The following is a 14,489-nucleotide window of genomic DNA, read 5'->3' as shown; positions in this document are numbered from 1 at the left end:
AAATTTACGGAAACCGGTGGACGGGCGACACGAATGACTAAGTTGCTGCACCCTCTCTAGGGTTTGATGTTTGTTCTAGCTGTAGCTCTTTCTTGCGCTGTTCTTCCTTCAGTTCTTCTACTTTCTGGGCGAATTTCTTTAGCGCCTCTCCTTCGCTGCAATCATAGCGATCAATTCCTAGCTCCACGGCTTTCGCTTCTTTCGCTATCGCGTCGGCAGTCTGCTGCTGATTGAAGCTACGTTCGCGATACTTGAAATATCCCGTGAATCCAGCAGAGATACTTACCAAGGCTGCGAGTCCAGCACCGGACCAGCGCGTCCATGGATTTGTCGAACCTGCACTCGTGAGACTCGTGACAGCGATAGAACCTATAATGATCACGGCTTGGAATATGTTATGGATCCGGCGATTTCGTGAAGCCTCTTTACTGTAGTTCTCTATGTCCGACTGAGATCTTATTCGGTAGACCCGAAGGGCGGTTAGAGGGTCAGTAGCGCTCGCTGCCGCAAGATTCAACTGTTCGTTTTGTAGTACAACCAGTCGATATTTAAGGTTAGCGAGGCTAGGGCGTCGTGCAAGAATCTGCGCCGCCGCGAATGCCGTCGAGATTGCACCAGCAATTAGTCCAATGTAACTAAATGGAGTGGAGTAGGATCGCCAAATCCCAAGAATAGTAGCAGATCCGAGAAGTGCCGCGACGACAAGGCTAGAAAGCAACCAGATATAGCGCAGCCTTTGCGCTACTCTAAATTCGCGGATTAGTGACTCTTGTAAGTCGAGATTCTTCGAGTTTTCGTTCCGTTCCTCGCCTATGTTGCCTTCCGTCAACGCCGTTTCTCCCTCCAAAGCAAAATCAACATCGAAGAATATATCTGTCGCTTAGTGTGCTAGATCGTACACGGGGCGCGGTGTAAAAGTCTCCCTGAGTGACGAATGCCGAGGTCAGATCGGGTGGCCACCTAGACGTCCGCCCGTTGCTGGAACCGCTGTGGCAACGTTTGATGCTCCGCGCCGCCTCCGCTGCTGTAGCGCTCTGGAAGCCCGGCTGGCAGCCAAGCCGGCGGACGATGGCAGATGAAGATGGAGACCCGTGGTCGTGGTTAGGGCCATGACCTGCACCGTGGGACCTTGGCGACGTCGACAGACAGACTGCCAGTGATCACATAATCCGCTGGTCGGATCGGTCGACGCTCCGTAACTGCCGCCGGGTGGTCCGCTGTACGGCAGTTGTACTGCAACCGGGGTGGACGTCGATGGACAGCGGTGGACGTCGGTGAGGCCGTGACCTGCGCCGGTGGACGCTGGCGGACGTCCGTGGATCAGGTGCCGAGGGCTACGGATCAGAAGGTTGGGGGTTCGATTCCCTCCGAGCGCACGCACGGTTGAGACAGGCCGGAGCCCCGCACCCCCATCCAAGGTGCGGGGCTCTGCCGCTTCAAGATTTCTTGCGTGGTGGTTCGTCGACGCAGGCGAAGAACGCGGTCAGCGCTGCTGGCGACCCCGTGCGGGCGGGGTTCAGGGCGATCCGTCCTCGCGCCGGCCGAACGGTATCGCGGAAGGGCCCGCGACCAGCGCTAGGCCGCCGAGCAGCAGTCCCAGGCCGAGTAGGTCGATGCGCGGACTGAAACGGCTCCGCTCGGTCCAGACGAGCAGCACCGGACATGCCCTGGTCCAGAACATCCGCCGCGGCCACTACAACCTCGCCGCCGCCGCCGCCGTCTGACTGCCGATCATCAGGGCCGCTGGCAGGCTCTTGCTCCCTCAGGACGCGGCAGTGCCCCGCCGCGCGCCTTGACGTGCGCCGAACGAACCCTCCGAATGCGGCAGCGGCGTCCAATTATTGTGGCGGCATGGGATTGCTGGGGGATCTGGTCAAGATCGTGTCCGACCTGGTGACGGGCGGCCGCCGCCAGGGTGAGGCACCGCCGCGGGAGGCGGGACGGGAAGGTCAGCGGCGGTCGGCACCAACACCGAAGGCCCCTTCCCCTGCTTCGTTCTCCCCTTCGCCCTCGGGGGCAGCCGCGCGCAGTCACCCGGCCCGGGAGCGGGCGCGGTCGTCCCGCGCGAGTGCGGGGGTCTCGCCGGGCGAGTTCGGGCCGGACGCCACCAGGGAGGTCGATCCGGGTCGCATCGGGCCGGTGCGGATGAGCTACGCGCCGCAGTCGGACGGGGCTCCGGATCCCGGCGAGATCGTCTGGACGTGGGTGCCGTTCGAGGAGAACGACGGACGGGGCAAGGATCGGCCGGTGCTCGTGGTGGCCGTCGAATCCGCGGGCACCTACCTGGCCGTGCAGCTAACCAGCAAGGACCATGACGGCGAGGGCGACTTTGTGCCCGTCGGCGCGGGCGGGTGGGACAGCGAGCACCGACCGTCCTGGGTCAACCTGGACCGGGTGATCCGGGTGCACGAGGGCGGGATGCGCCGAGAGTCGACGGCCCTGCCGCGCGAGCCGTTCGAGCGGGTCACGGACCGGCTGCATCAGCGCTACGGCTGGCGCTAGGCGCTGGTTGGGGAGGTCTTCTTGCCGCCATCCGCTTTCGTCGGCGACCACGGCGGGCCTCACCCGGCGAGCGTTGCCAGGCCGGCCATCGTGGCATCGGCCGCCGAGGGCAGCGTGGGCTGGTCGGGTATCGCGACGTTGTCGGCCGAGGCGGCCACGGCGACACAGACGACGTCGACCCCGTTCACCACGAGAAGAACTCGCCACTGCATCGCGACGTAGATCGAGTAGCTTGTCGCCGCGTATCCGTCCACGTCGTCCAGGGAGATTCCGGTGACGCCGGTTGGACCGCTGGTCGCGCCGGTACACCCCTGGATCACACTTCGAAACCTCGAGAAGAACCCCGAGGCGGCATTGCTGGTGCCGAACTGGATTACCTGCGTGGTGAAGGCCACGCCGCCGCTGGAGTCATATCTCGTGAAGGCGTATCCGTTCTCGCCGGGGTAACTGGTCGGCGCGGCCCCGTCAGAGGACCGGTCGAGCAGAAATGGCCCGACGTAGCCAGGAGCGATCTTCTGGCAGTCGATGTCGGCGAGTTCGGTCACCGGGCTCGACGGCACACCGATGGTTCCCCCCGAATCAGTGAGGAGCGGATGCTCGACTCCCGGGAGGGTCGAGTAGCCCGGAACGAAGAAGGCGCCGGGCAGCAGGGCCGTGGCGAGCTGTGCGCCGGACCACTGCCTGGCGAGCGGGGTCGTCGACACGGCGGACACGGCCCGTGCGAGCCTCGTGCCGATGGCGACCCCGCCACGCTGACAGGTCTCGTAATCACCGGACTGCGTCGCCCCTGCCACACTGGTGTGGGCGCAGTCCCAACCGTCGACCGTCGCGACACCGGCCGATCCCTCCCGCTGGTGGTCCGCGCGGTAGGCGTCCAGCACCTGCCGGGCCACCGCGCAGGTCGTCTTCCCGGATTTCACGACGAGTTCCAGGCCGCCGCCCGCGATGCCCGGCCCCGCGCCACCGCAGCCACCGGTCGGGCCGGTGTATTCCTGATCCTGGGATCCCGCGGTTCCCGCCGGCCGCTGGAATGCTTTTCCGGTCTGCGTGTCGACCAGGACAAAAACCTTGATCGTGGTCGTTCTGGGCTGCACGCTGATGATATTCTTTTCGCCGAATCCGGACCAGCGCGGACCGGTGTACTCGGCGGTGGAGTAGCGAGCCGGCGGCGTCAGCGGGTTACCGCAGAAGCACTTGACCACGGGCGTGCCATGGCTGTCGACCAGGACCGCCGTGCCGGCCTGTAGAACCGCCGGGATCGCGGTGGCGTGCCCGTTCTTGAAGCCGTGGTTGGTGACGGCGGTGTCCGCCCGCAGCGTGACGGGCGTCAGGCCGCGCACGTAGCCGTCGAGGTCGCCCGGCCGGATGCCGAGAACGGAGGACCAGGCCGCCAGAAGATCAGCATGGGCCTTGGCCTTCAGAAAGGTCGTCATCGTCGCCGCGTCGCACCGGGCCATGTCCCGGGTTCCACCGAACAGGCCGGGGGTGTCCGCAACCTCACTGCCGTGAACGTCCTTGGGCGGTGTCACTGCCTGGGCATCGTCCCCCAGACTGGGCATGAACGGGTTGCCCCCGGCGCTCCTGACCGGCTGGAGGGCCACGTTCAGTGCGGCCGCCACCGACGACCCGCCGCCATCGCGCAGGACGACCGCCGTGATCGCTGTCGCCAGGACGGCCACCACCGCGAGACCGGCCACGGCCACGGGAGACAACCGGCGGCGCCGGCGTCCGGCCCTGCCGTCCGAGGCAGCATGCCCCGGCCGGTCCCCGGGCGGCACGGCCCTCCGCGCCGGTTCGGTGTCGTTGCCGGTGGGGACAGTCGGGGTCGGCGTGATACCCGGAAACGACGGCACGTCCGTTCGGCCGGGAAAACGCGGCGGGTCGGAGGACTTCAACCGTCCGCCTCGCACTGCGTGTCCGAGGCCGGACTGCAGGGCGGCAGCCGCGGCGGCCTGGTCCAACCCGACGAGGTCCACATAACGTCGCTCTGCGAGCAGCCCCTCCGGGTCGCAGGCGACGACGCGCACCGGAACGACGGGCGGCCGCCCGTCGGCTCGTCGGACGGACCAGACCGACCGCCAGACGCTGTCGTCAGTCCCTTCCCCCGCGATGGAACGGGGCGACAGGACAAGGACGACCTGGGCCGACCGGAGCAGTGCGCGGTCGACGGCGCCCAGCATGCTCTGACCGGGAACAACGTCCCATTCGTCGAGGAACACCTGTGCCGGCTCCCCGTCGACGAGCACGGCGTCCTCGATCTGCCAGGCGATCCAGCGCGCCCACGGCGCGTCTTCCCGGGCGTAGCTGACCAGAAAGGTGTAGCCGGCGTCCGTTGTCACAGCACCCCCCGTTGACCCGAACGCCGACACCATACCGGTATCTGTATTCGTCGATTCAGGGAGCATCCACCCGGTGGGGAGGCGGTCAGGGCCAGCAACATCCAGTGTGAATGTGTGCGTGATGCGTAGCAGCATCGGCAGCAGTGGCAGGGTCGGTTGGGGGTGTTCGGGGTGTGTTGCCGAGCGCACGCACGGCTGAGACAGGCCAGAGCCCCGCACCCCCATCCAGGGTGCGGGGCTCTGCCGCTTTCTTGTAGCAACGGGGGCGGCAACGGCATCTATGGTGCAGGCACTGTTGCGTTCTGAGACGTGCGTCGTCCCCGGCGATCCGGCCCGCGACCGTATTTGGCCTGCCTGCAGTGACCGGCCGGATCAGTCGCGCTGGTGGACGACCAGGACGGCGCCGGGGGCGTGGGCGACGACCGAGGTGGCCACGCTGCCGAGCAGGTGGCCGGCCAGTCGGGAGTGCCGATGGGCGCCGAGAACGATGAGTTCCGCCTGGCGCTCGGCGGCGGTGGCGATGATGCCCTTCCAGGTCGGTGCCGCCTGGACGGTGGCGCTCTCGGCGCGGAATCCGGCTTCGTTTGCGAGGTGGGCACCGTGCGCGGCGATGCCGGCCGCCGCCTTCTCGACCTCGGCGGCATTGTTCGCGTCGAAATGCTGCGAGCCGACCGGGGTGAATCCGACGTCGGCCGGCTGCCAGGCGCACAGGATGAGCGCCTCGCGCCCGGGCGGAAGCTGCGTTGCGGCGTACTGGATGGCGTGGCCGGCGACGTCACTGCCGTCATAGGCGAACAGCACCGGGCCGGTGCGGCCAGCTAGGGCACCGGGCTGCACGGCGTCGACGTCGGTGTGGGGTGAGGTCATGTCAGTCGATGCTTTCCGGGACGGGGAGGGCGATGTCCAGATCATCGATCTGGGGGGTTCGGCGGAGCCTGCTCAGCAGCGGGGGTGAGTACCAGGCCGGACGCAGGGCACCCAGGAACGTGTCGACGTCGGGAGTCTGCGGGCGGGCACCGCTCAGGGCGTAGATCGCGACGCCGAGGGCGCCGCCGGCGAGGGCCAGACCAAGGCCGATCCACAGGGCGATGTTCGTTCCCTCGTTGAGGTCGCCGGTCACCGTCGCCGCGAAATGGGCGAAGATCGGCGCGATCATGAAGGCGGCGACCGCACGTAGCAGTTCGACCAGGGCGAACACGCGCTGAAGGTTGGCGGACGGCAGGGAGAAACCGGCCACGAACAACGCCGGGGCGACCGTGGCGCCGAGGGCGAGCCCGGTCAGTCCCGAAGCGACGAGCGCCAGCGGCTGGCTCGCCGGCATCGCGAACCAGAAGACCAGGATTCCGGCGGCGAGCAGGACCATGCCCACGAGCGGCATGTAGTGCACGGAACGCCGGGTGACGACGAACCCGAACGTGATCGCGGCGATCACCGCGCCGCCCAGTTCGGGGAGGTAGAGCAGCCCGACGCGCACCGGTCCGTAGGTCTCCGCGAGCACCGAGGCGGTCAGTCCCGTCGCGGACACCGACGCCGCCGCGGCGAACAGCGCGATCACCACGCCCGCGACCGGGATCGAGCTGGTGAGCATCTCCCGGACCATCAGCAGCGGCTGCGTGGCCCGGTACTGGTAGACGACGAGGACGACGATCAGTGCCAGACCGCCGAGCAGCGGTGCGATCACCTCGACGTCCAGGAAGCTGTGGCTGGTCAGTTCGGACGCGCCGAGGAAGGCCGCCAGGCTGCCGACCGCGGACAGCGCGATCGCCGGCAGGTCGCGCGGGGCGTCGGGGTTCGCCGGCGGTGCGTCCTCGAAGGTGAGCACGACCAGCAGCAGCGCCAGCACCGAGACCCCGGTGACGACCCAGAACAGCGGTCGCCAGGCGTCGGCGTCAGCCTGCAGACCACCGATGAACGGGCCGAGTGCGACCGCGCCGAAGATGCCCATGTTCATGATCATTACGGTGGTGCGCAGCTTCTCGCGCGGGTAGCCGATCGCCAGCGCAGGGGCCGCGGCGATCAGCAGCATGCTGGTGGCCAGGCCCTGCAACAGGTGGCCGACGATGAACATGGCCGCGTCCTGCGCCGCCGCCGTCAGCACCGATCCGACGACGAGCACGACCGCGTAGACGAGCAGCATCCGCCGTTGCGGCAGGTGCAGACCCAGCTGGACGGCGAGCACCGTCCCCAGCGCGTAGGCCGCGTTGCCCAGGCCCGAGCTGAGGCTCATCGTCTGCGCGCTCATGTGCAGTTGCTTGGCGACGATCGGCGCCAACGGCTCCAGCGCGGCCGACAGAGCCAGGTAGGGAATAAGCGCGAATATAACCATGGCTGCGGACGCCGCGTATCTGCCAGCAAGAGGACCTTGACGCATCAATACCTTCTGGTTTTAGGCGTGCGGGATCCAGGAGAAAGATCGGGGTGTGAAAACGGGGACTTTCCCCCCAATACCCTTACTCGTCACCGGCCGGACGAACAGAGGGGCGGGCGGACTGTGAGAATCGTTACCATCGACTAAAGACCGGCTTTGCCAGGAATACCCGACGCGCCTCCGGCATTCGCCGCCCGCCTCCGGCCCGGGTCTCGGCTTCGATCCTCGCTCTGGTAGGTATGGGCTTCGATCCATGGTCCGGCCCCGGCCTCAGCTCTGAATCCGGCTGCGACCTCGGCCTTTGCTCGGCTGTGTCGTCCCTCGGCGGGACAGGAGTCGTCCGGCCGGCCGGACGGCCGGGCGGTTGGTGGGCGGGGCGGGTGCCGTGTGCGTCCGCCAGCGCGGTGGGCGGCGGACCGAGTCGTCCCGGCCAGCCGGGCCGCTGCAGCCCGGAGTGGAGAGTGGAGTCCACGCACGTGATGTACGCATAGCGATGTTTAGGTGACTTGATGGGGCGGTGGTCCGTGATGTAGGGCGACCACTGCGTCGTCGGGCAGGCCGTAGCCTGCCCAGTGCAGTGCAGCCATCGGTACAACCAGTCCCGCGGACACTGGCCGACCACCTCGCCACGATGCTCCCCGACACCCGCACCACCGTCGTCCCCGGCGAGAACCACCTGCTCCCCCTGCGCGCCCCCACCGCCCTCGCGACCCTCCTTCCCACCCCGACCCCCACCTTCTGACCGGTCCGACCGCGCGGTGCGCGGTCCCTCGACGAGCACTCGGTGACCGCGCCTGCGCCCGCACCGCCCGCACTGCTCACTCCGTATGCAGTCCCCGCCGGCGCGCAACCGATCATGGTGCGGCTGCGCGCCCCGGATCGCTCGACCAGACCGGCTCCACGGGATTTGAACGGTTCGGGCTGGAGCATTCCGCCGTGCTACCCGGCCGAACGCCGTAGGGACCAGGATTTTCCTGCTTGGACGGCCGGGTATTACCCGGTCTTTCGGGTGATCTGGCTCGCCTGCTATCATTCTTCCCGCAACGGACTCTGTGCCGGGTCCGCTGGGAGCCGGGGGAAAGCGTGAGAAGCGCGAGAACACGCCGGCGTGGCCGAATGCGCCGGTACGCCCTTGTCGCTGCCGTGGCGGCGGGGCTCAGCTGCCTGTCCACGACGGCTGCCACGGCCGTGCCCACGGCGCTGGCCGGCAGCGAGACGCTGTGGCCGAGGCAGAGCATTCATTCGCCGGACGGCGTCTGGGAACTCACGATGCAGGACGACGGGAATGCCGTCCTGTTCGGCCGCGGGCACGTCGCCAGATGGTCGACCGAAACCGATGGAAATACCGGCTCCACGCTGGAGATGCAGCCGGACGGCAATCTCGTCGTCTACGCGCCGGGCCACCGGGCCATCTGGAGTACGGGTACGGACGATCACCGCGGCGGGCAGCTGGAGCTTCAGAACGACGGCAATCTCGTCCTGTACGCGCCTGGCCATGTCGCCGTCTGGGCGACCGACACGCACGCTCCTACGACCTATGTCGCCCTCGGTGACTCCTATTCCTCTGGCGAGGGCAACCCACCGTTCGACGACGGCACCGCGACCACGAAGGACGACTGCCACCGCAGCCCGCAGGCGTGGCCCCGTCTGCTCGGCGTCGACGGCTCCGGCAGCATCGCCGGGAATGGTCATCTCGCCTGCTCGGGGGCCGAGATCGACGATGTCCTGTCCCGCGGCCAGCACCCGGGCGGACTCGACTCCACCTCCCAGGTGTCCCGGCTCGAGAAGATCAACCGGGATAAGCCGGTGGGCGTGGTGACCGTGACCATCGGTGGAAACGACCTCGGATTCAGCTCCACGCTGGAGACCTGCTTCGTGTGGCAGTGCGTACAGCAGCCGGAGAAGGAGGAGCGCAAGATCGACGACGTGGCCGCCCGTGTTCAGCAGGAGGTGATTCCTGCCATCCAGAAGGCCGCGCCGCAGGCCCGCGTCGTCGTGGTCGGCTATCCGCGGCTCTTTCCGCGGCTCATCGCGGACACGACGCGCTGCGGGTGGCTGACGCCCACCGAGCTGACCCATCTGAACCAGGTGCAGGACTACCTCGACGGCCGCCTTCGGGTCGCCGCGACCACCGGCGGAGCCACCTACGTCTCCGTGGCGGACGCGCTGAACGGCCACGAGCTGTGCAGCCGCGATCCGTGGATCTACGGCCTCGGCCGCAACGGCGGCAACCTGCGCGGCCACCCTCTCGCGGACGGCCAGCGCGCGATAGCCGCCGTCGTGGGTGCCAGCGCCGGCGCGCCGCTCCGCCCGCCCCCGGTGGTCCCGACCTTCTGAATCGTTCGTGTCCATCCATAGCCGTGGCGTGGACGTGACCTTGGCTGAGGTGGATTGCCTGAATGCCCGTTATCCTGCCGAGGTGGCTGTCACTCGTGTCCTGATCGTCGGTCTTGACCCGAACGCGCTGCCAGGTGTCGATGCCCAGACGATTGAGCACGGTCTCGCGTAGCCGCTGCTGGAGTTCTTCGAGACCGTGGTCAACCTCATTCATACCAGCGCGCCGACTGCCAAGATTGCGTTCAACTCCGACGGCGGATCCAGCCTCGAAGCCATCCAACGGGTCCTGTCCTGACGAAATCCGTGGCACCCGTCCAGCCCGCGGTGGGCGCGAGCTGGGCTGCGAGACTGCGCGCCTGGGGCATCAGGTCGGTTTGGACGCGATGCCCTCGTAGGCGAAGGCGAGTTGGGCCGTCCCGCGCATCGGATGGTTGTTGGCCGAGGCGAGGGTCAGTCCGGACTTCTCGACCAGGTCGTCGATCTTGCGGTTGAGGTGGCAGCCTCCGGCGATCCTGCTCCAGGTGGGGGTGAGCCGGTCCTGCCAGCGGGCGACGGTGGGCAGGGGTGAGCGGCCGTGCTCGGCGAAGTGCAGGGTGCCGCCGGGCCGTAGTACGCGATGGATCTCGCGCAGTGCCCGTTCGGTGTCGGGGATGGTGCACAGTGTCCAGGTGGTGAGGACGTGGTCGACCGACGCGTCCGGAAGGTGTAGCGCCTGACCGTCGTCGCCGATGAACTCGACCGTGACGGGCGCGGCGGCGATGCGGGGTGCGGCGAGCGTGCGTCCGACGGCGGCGGGCTCGACCGCGAGCAGGCGGGTGACTCCCGCTGGAAGGTGCGCGATGTTGCGTCCCGATCCGAAGCCGATCTCCAGGACCTCGCCGGACAGCCCGGCCGCGACGCGCGCCCTGGCCTCCTCCACCGGCCGGCCGAGGACGAGATCGACGATGCGGGGCAGCACCTGGTCGTCATAGAAGCCCATCACGACTCCTCATCGGGGGCCTGGGCGGCCGTTTCGCCGAGCAGTGCCGGTAGGAGGGATCATGCCGGACCTCGCAGATCCCGTCGGGTCGATCGTATTCTCGTACGATGACGGTCACGAAGCAAAGGCAGTTCCCGTGACGTCGCTCGCTATGTGAACCGACTCGTGGCCGTAGACGTCGGGTCGGTCCACTCGCAATACCAGGCAGAATTCGCGTTCAGCACCATAGGTGCTGCGCAGCTCCTCGAACCGGCGCCGCAAAAAATGTGCGCCGGCGAGGTTGGTAATACCCGTCTGGCCGGCAATCAGAAATAGCGGCCGTGCCTGCGGGGAAGGAAATACTCGCGCAAGTATTGCATATTCTCGCAGGCCGGGTCGGAACCTGTCAACCTCTTTGAGGCAGGATGTTGTGGAAATTAGCTGGTCTCGGCCTCTGCCTCCGGTGTCTGGTCTTCGTCGTTCTGGGGTCGGTTGATCCAGGCGGGTTCGGGCATGGCCGGTGGGCTTGGCGGGCGGACGAACCGTTCGGGGTGCGCGGTGTAGGCGGTGTCGAGGACGGCAGCGCGGGCCCGGCGGACCGCGGGCGCCTGGCCGTGGTGGACGACGGCCGGGGTGAGTAGCCCGAGCCCGGAGTGACGGTGATCATTGTTGTAGTGGTCGAAGAACGCCCGGCACCAGGAGCGGGCGGTCTGGATGGTGTCGAAGGAACCCGGGAAGTCGGGCCGGTACTTCAACGTTTTGAACTGGGCCTCGCTGTAGGGATTGTCGTTCGACACCCGGGGCCGGGAATGGGAACGGGTCACGCCGAGGTCAGCGAGGAGCAGCGCGACGGTCTTCGAGGTCATCGAGGTGCCCCGGTCGGCGTGGATCGTCAGCTGACTCCGATCGATCCGCTGCTTCTCACAGCTGGCGATGATCAGATCCTCGGCGAGGGTGGCGGATTCCCGGTCAGCGACCATCCACCCGACAACATAACGGCTGTACACATCCAGGATCACATACAGGTAGAAGTAGGACCATTTCTTCGGGCCGCGGAGTTTCGTGATATCCCAACTCCACACGGAGTTCGGTTTCTCGGCGACGAGTTCGGGTTTGACGTGGGCGGGGTGCGTCGCCAGGCGGCGGCGCTCACCGGTCTCACCGCGTTCGGCCAGCAGCCGGTACATCGTGCGCTGCGACGCCAGGTAGACCCCTTCGTCGAGCAGGGTCGCCCAGACCTGCGCCGGGGCGGCATCGACGAACCGGTCCGAGTGCAGCACCTCGACCACCCGCTCCCGCTCCGCCGGTGACAACGCCGCGGGCTGCCGGCGCTGGCGGTGCGGGATCGGCGCCGGCCGCGGCGGGGCGGGGGATTTCCGGTGCCGGCGGTAATGCGTCGCCCGCGCCCGGCCCAACGCCGCGCACGCCGACGCCGTACTCACGCCGGCCTGTTCGGTGAGGCGGGCGAGTCCGTCCTCGATTATCCGTTCCGCCTGGTCGGCGAGTTCGGGTCGTCGGTGGTCCCGGGCATGCCCTCGGAGAGTTTCTCCAAGAGCTCGGAGACTTTTCCCTGGACTTCTATCACGAAGCGGGCTTTCGCCAGCTCCTTTTCCAACCGTTCCTTCTCCACCCGAAGTTTCGCCAGCTCCCGGTCCCGGTCGTCGACCGCGGGCCGGCCCTTCGGCTTCGACATACCCGCCAACGCCCCCGCGTCGCGGGCCTTACGCCACTCCACGAGATGCGCCGAATACAGGTTCTCTCGGCGCAGGATCGCGCCTTTCGCACCCGGCCCGGTCGCCGCCTCGTACTCGGTCAGGATCCTCAGCTTGTACGCCGGCGAGAACGACCGCCGCCGCGCCTTCGGCTCGACCTCCGGATCCGGCCGCGACCGGTCGGCCTCACGATCTCCCACCCGACCATCATCGACCAGGCCCCGCCTGGCCGTCACCGACACCACCACGATCTTCTTCTCCCAACCCCGCCCCGGTCACAAGATGGTAGCTGCTACCTGACTCACCTCATGCTGACAGGTAGGGGGTTCACGAACAAACTCGGAACTGCCTGTGACTATCGCGATCGAGTCCGGCTGATCTCGGTTGTATGGTGTGAAACTTGCGCCGGGGAGGTAGGTCGCAATGTGCCCGGCTGTTCTATCATTGGCAAAGGGTCCACCGATACAGAACTCAACCCGACCGCCAATGCCTCCGCGGAACTGATCGGGCTGAAAAATGCGAAACTCCGTGCCTCCGTCGTTGGCGATACTCGCCACCTCAACTAACGCTCTGACATCGGAGCGCTGTACGCCGGAATGGGTTGTTCATCTGCTGCCCGATGACGACGACACACTCTCTGGTGGCAGAGAGCCCGAAGAACGCTCCGTACCGACCCTTTCTTCGAAGAAACTCGACTCTTTGCCAGCTCCAGACCAGACTCCCGGTTATGACGCTTGTCAATATGCCGATCGCGACATTGACCGCTATCGTTGACATGCGACTCCCGAGATGAGACGGCGAGACCTGGCCTTGATGTAGCTTGTTCGCGCACGCACGGATGAGCGTTCGAAGTGGCTAGAGGCTGCCAGCGTACGAGATCCTGGCCGGCTCCCACAGAGTGGGCCAGGCGGGATCTCCGCGTTCCATGTGTGCTCTGCACGAGTCGGCGGGGTCTGATGCAGGGCTACGGTCGACCTCGGCAGCCGGCATGATCAGGTGATGCGCCGCCGTCGCCAGCATGTCCGATGGCGGCGTGTGGGGCTCCAGGGGCCGAGTTTTGACCCGAGAGCTGGTCTCTTGTGGTCAAAGTGATCTTCTGGGGAAGTGGTCAGGCGGCGATGCGGTACTCGTCACCGAATACTTACTGCGTATTGCTGGCTTCCTCTGGTGATTCGTTTCGTCTTGCTTCGGCGAGACCCAGGCGACGGCGCACCACGCGGCGACCCAGGTCCAGTACGGAGGGATCGTCGTACATCACGAAGCTCGTGTCGGCCGCCAGGAGCGTGCCGTTGAGCTCCAGGGCGAGCGCTGCCGGGTCCTCGTCGGGTGGCAGTTGCTGGAGTCCGACCGCTGTTCGCACGAAGTCGCGGATGAGCTGGACGAATCCGGAGTGGAACTCGGCGACCTTCTCCTGCACTGGTCCACGGTGCGTCCCCATCTCCAGCGCGGCGCCCGCGAAGAAGCAGCCGCCGGGGAAGCGTCGCCGGTCGAGATGATCGAAGTAGGCGTCGCAGAACGCGAGGAGCTGTGGCACCCCCGGGTCGGCCTTCAGTGCGGGCTCGATGACCTCCGCCTCGAAGACGGCGCCAGCCGCCTCGACGGTTGCCAGCTGCAGGTCCTCTTTGGAGTCGAAGTGGGCGTAGACACCGCCCTTGCTCATGCCCAGGTCCTTGGCGAGGTTGCCGATGCTCAGGCCCTCGAGGCCGTCGACGGTCGACAGTCGCATCGCCGAGTCGAGGATCGCGGCGCGGGTGCGCTCCCCGTCAGCTCGTCGCTGGCGTGTGTGCGCTGCCCTCTCCGCCATGACCCACATCCTAGTTGACGCGCAAGACGATCGTTCGTACTCTAATCTGGTAAACACGAACGTTCGTTCTGACTCTCGTTGAAGGAGGGGGTTGCCGATGGCGAGCAAGGCGGTTATCAGCCTGACCACGGGTCTCGAGGACCTGGAGAAGGTCACCGTCGCGTTTCTCGTGGCGGTCGGCGCCGCGGAGACCGGCAAGGAGACGCTCATGTTCCTGACCCAGGAGGCGGTCCGGCTCGCCCTGCCCGGCGACGCGAAGGGTGAGGGGTGTGCCGGCTGCCCACCGCTGGAGTCGCTCGTCGAGCGATACAGGATCGCCGGTGGCCGCTACTTCGTGTGCCCGATCTGCGTCGACGCCCGCAAGATCGACGCCAGCGTGCTGATTGAGGGCGCGGAGCTGAACGGCACGGTCCCGATGTGGAACTGGATCGGCGACGACGGCGCGACGACCTTCAGCTACTGAGTCGTC

General features: G+C 66.9%; 10 protein-coding genes and 1 pseudogene. 4 read left to right on the top strand and 7 right to left on the bottom strand.

Annotated elements, in window-relative coordinates; all coding sequences use genetic code 11:
* Positions 1–37: 37 nt before the first annotated feature.
* A complete protein-coding gene (locus tag AC5R91_RS16275) occupies positions 38–829 on the bottom strand; it encodes a DUF4231 domain-containing protein (protein WP_495392216.1) in 792 nt (263 codons plus the stop codon).
* Between the two features lie 778 nt (positions 830–1,607).
* Between AC5R91_RS16275 and AC5R91_RS16270 the strand changes: the two are divergent.
* Both AC5R91_RS16270 and AC5R91_RS16265 read left to right on the top strand, forming a co-directional pair.
* Positions 1,608–1,724, top strand: a pseudogene (locus tag AC5R91_RS16270) (IS6 family transposase); the annotation flags it as partial.
* A 127-nt stretch (positions 1,725–1,851) separates the two neighbouring features.
* Positions 1,852–2,502 (top strand): type II toxin-antitoxin system PemK/MazF family toxin, encoded by a 651-nt coding sequence (locus tag AC5R91_RS16265; protein ID WP_495392215.1) that lies wholly within the window; start codon positions 1,852–1,854, stop codon positions 2,500–2,502.
* Positions 2,503–2,561: 59 nt separating this feature from the next.
* Here the strand turns inward: AC5R91_RS16265 and AC5R91_RS16260 are convergent, their stop codons facing one another.
* The 3 genes from AC5R91_RS16260 to AC5R91_RS16250 all read right to left on the bottom strand — a co-directional run bounded on the left by AC5R91_RS16260 (position 2,562) and on the right by AC5R91_RS16250 (position 7,167).
* Entirely contained in the window at positions 2,562–4,841 is a 2,280-nt protein-coding gene (locus AC5R91_RS16260) for a DUF6777 domain-containing protein (RefSeq protein ID WP_495392214.1), read from the bottom strand.
* 372 nt (positions 4,842–5,213) lie between these two features.
* The gene (locus AC5R91_RS16255) at positions 5,214–5,708 is read right to left on the bottom strand and encodes a universal stress protein (protein WP_495392213.1); all 495 of its coding nucleotides are present in this window, start codon (positions 5,706–5,708) and stop codon (positions 5,214–5,216) included.
* 1 nt (position 5,709) lies between these two features.
* On the bottom strand, positions 5,710–7,167 hold the full coding sequence (locus tag AC5R91_RS16250) for an MFS transporter (protein ID WP_495392212.1): 1,458 nt from the start codon (positions 7,165–7,167) through the stop codon (positions 5,710–5,712).
* 1,158 nt (positions 7,168–8,325) lie between these two features.
* Here AC5R91_RS16250 and AC5R91_RS16245 point away from each other — a divergent pair.
* Positions 8,326–9,546 carry a GDSL-type esterase/lipase family protein gene (locus tag AC5R91_RS16245; protein ID WP_495392211.1) on the top strand — a complete coding sequence of 407 codons (1,221 nt, stop codon included), beginning with the start codon at positions 8,326–8,328 and terminating at the stop codon, positions 9,544–9,546.
* A gap of 364 nt (positions 9,547–9,910) precedes the next feature.
* Here AC5R91_RS16245 and AC5R91_RS16240 read toward each other — a convergent pair whose 3' ends face one another.
* From AC5R91_RS16240 to AC5R91_RS16230, 3 genes are all read right to left on the bottom strand, one after another.
* A complete protein-coding gene (locus AC5R91_RS16240) occupies positions 9,911–10,525 on the bottom strand; it encodes a class I SAM-dependent methyltransferase (RefSeq protein WP_495392210.1) in 615 nt (204 codons plus the stop codon).
* 416 nt (positions 10,526–10,941) lie between these two features.
* Positions 10,942–12,416, bottom strand: a protein-coding gene (locus AC5R91_RS16235; RefSeq protein ID WP_495392209.1) for an IS3 family transposase whose coding sequence is annotated in 2 segments (ribosomal slippage) — positions 10,942–11,985 and positions 11,988–12,416 — 1,473 coding nt in all. Because the reading frame shifts where the segments join, the coding sequence is not laid out codon by codon here.
* 941 nt (positions 12,417–13,357) lie between these two features.
* Complete coding sequence (locus AC5R91_RS16230) at positions 13,358–14,020, bottom strand: TetR/AcrR family transcriptional regulator (RefSeq protein ID WP_495392208.1); 663 nt, start codon at positions 14,018–14,020, stop codon at positions 13,358–13,360.
* A 97-nt stretch (positions 14,021–14,117) separates the two neighbouring features.
* On the opposite strand from AC5R91_RS16230, the gene AC5R91_RS16225 reads away from it, so the two are divergent.
* Positions 14,118–14,483, top strand: coding sequence for a DsrE family protein (locus AC5R91_RS16225; RefSeq protein WP_044887624.1), 366 nt, complete (start codon positions 14,118–14,120; stop codon positions 14,481–14,483).
* Positions 14,484–14,489: the final 6 nt, after the last annotated feature.

It is taken from the genome of Frankia sp. BMG5.60 (assembly GCF_059428125.1).
This window is presented reverse-complemented; position numbering and strand designations above follow the sequence as displayed.

Bases quoted from the DNA above. Each gene is read 5' to 3' on its own strand.
- AC5R91_RS16265 (WP_495392215.1), top strand. From the start codon at position 1,852: ATGGGATTGCTGGGGGATCTGGTCAAGATCGTGTCCGACCTGGTGACG.
- AC5R91_RS16255 (WP_495392213.1), bottom strand. From the start codon at position 5,708: ATGACCTCACCCCACACCGACGTCGACGCCGTGCAGCCCGGTGCCCTA.
- AC5R91_RS16230 (WP_495392208.1), bottom strand. From the start codon at position 14,020: ATGGCGGAGAGGGCAGCGCACACACGCCAGCGACGAGCTGACGGGGAG.
- AC5R91_RS16240 (WP_495392210.1), bottom strand. From the start codon at position 10,525: ATGGGCTTCTATGACGACCAGGTGCTGCCCCGCATCGTCGATCTCGTC.
- AC5R91_RS16250 (WP_495392212.1), bottom strand. From the start codon at position 7,167: ATGGTTATATTCGCGCTTATTCCCTACCTGGCTCTGTCGGCCGCGCTG.
- AC5R91_RS16225 (WP_044887624.1), top strand. From the start codon at position 14,118: ATGGCGAGCAAGGCGGTTATCAGCCTGACCACGGGTCTCGAGGACCTG.
- AC5R91_RS16245 (WP_495392211.1), top strand. From the start codon at position 8,326: ATGCGCCGGTACGCCCTTGTCGCTGCCGTGGCGGCGGGGCTCAGCTGC.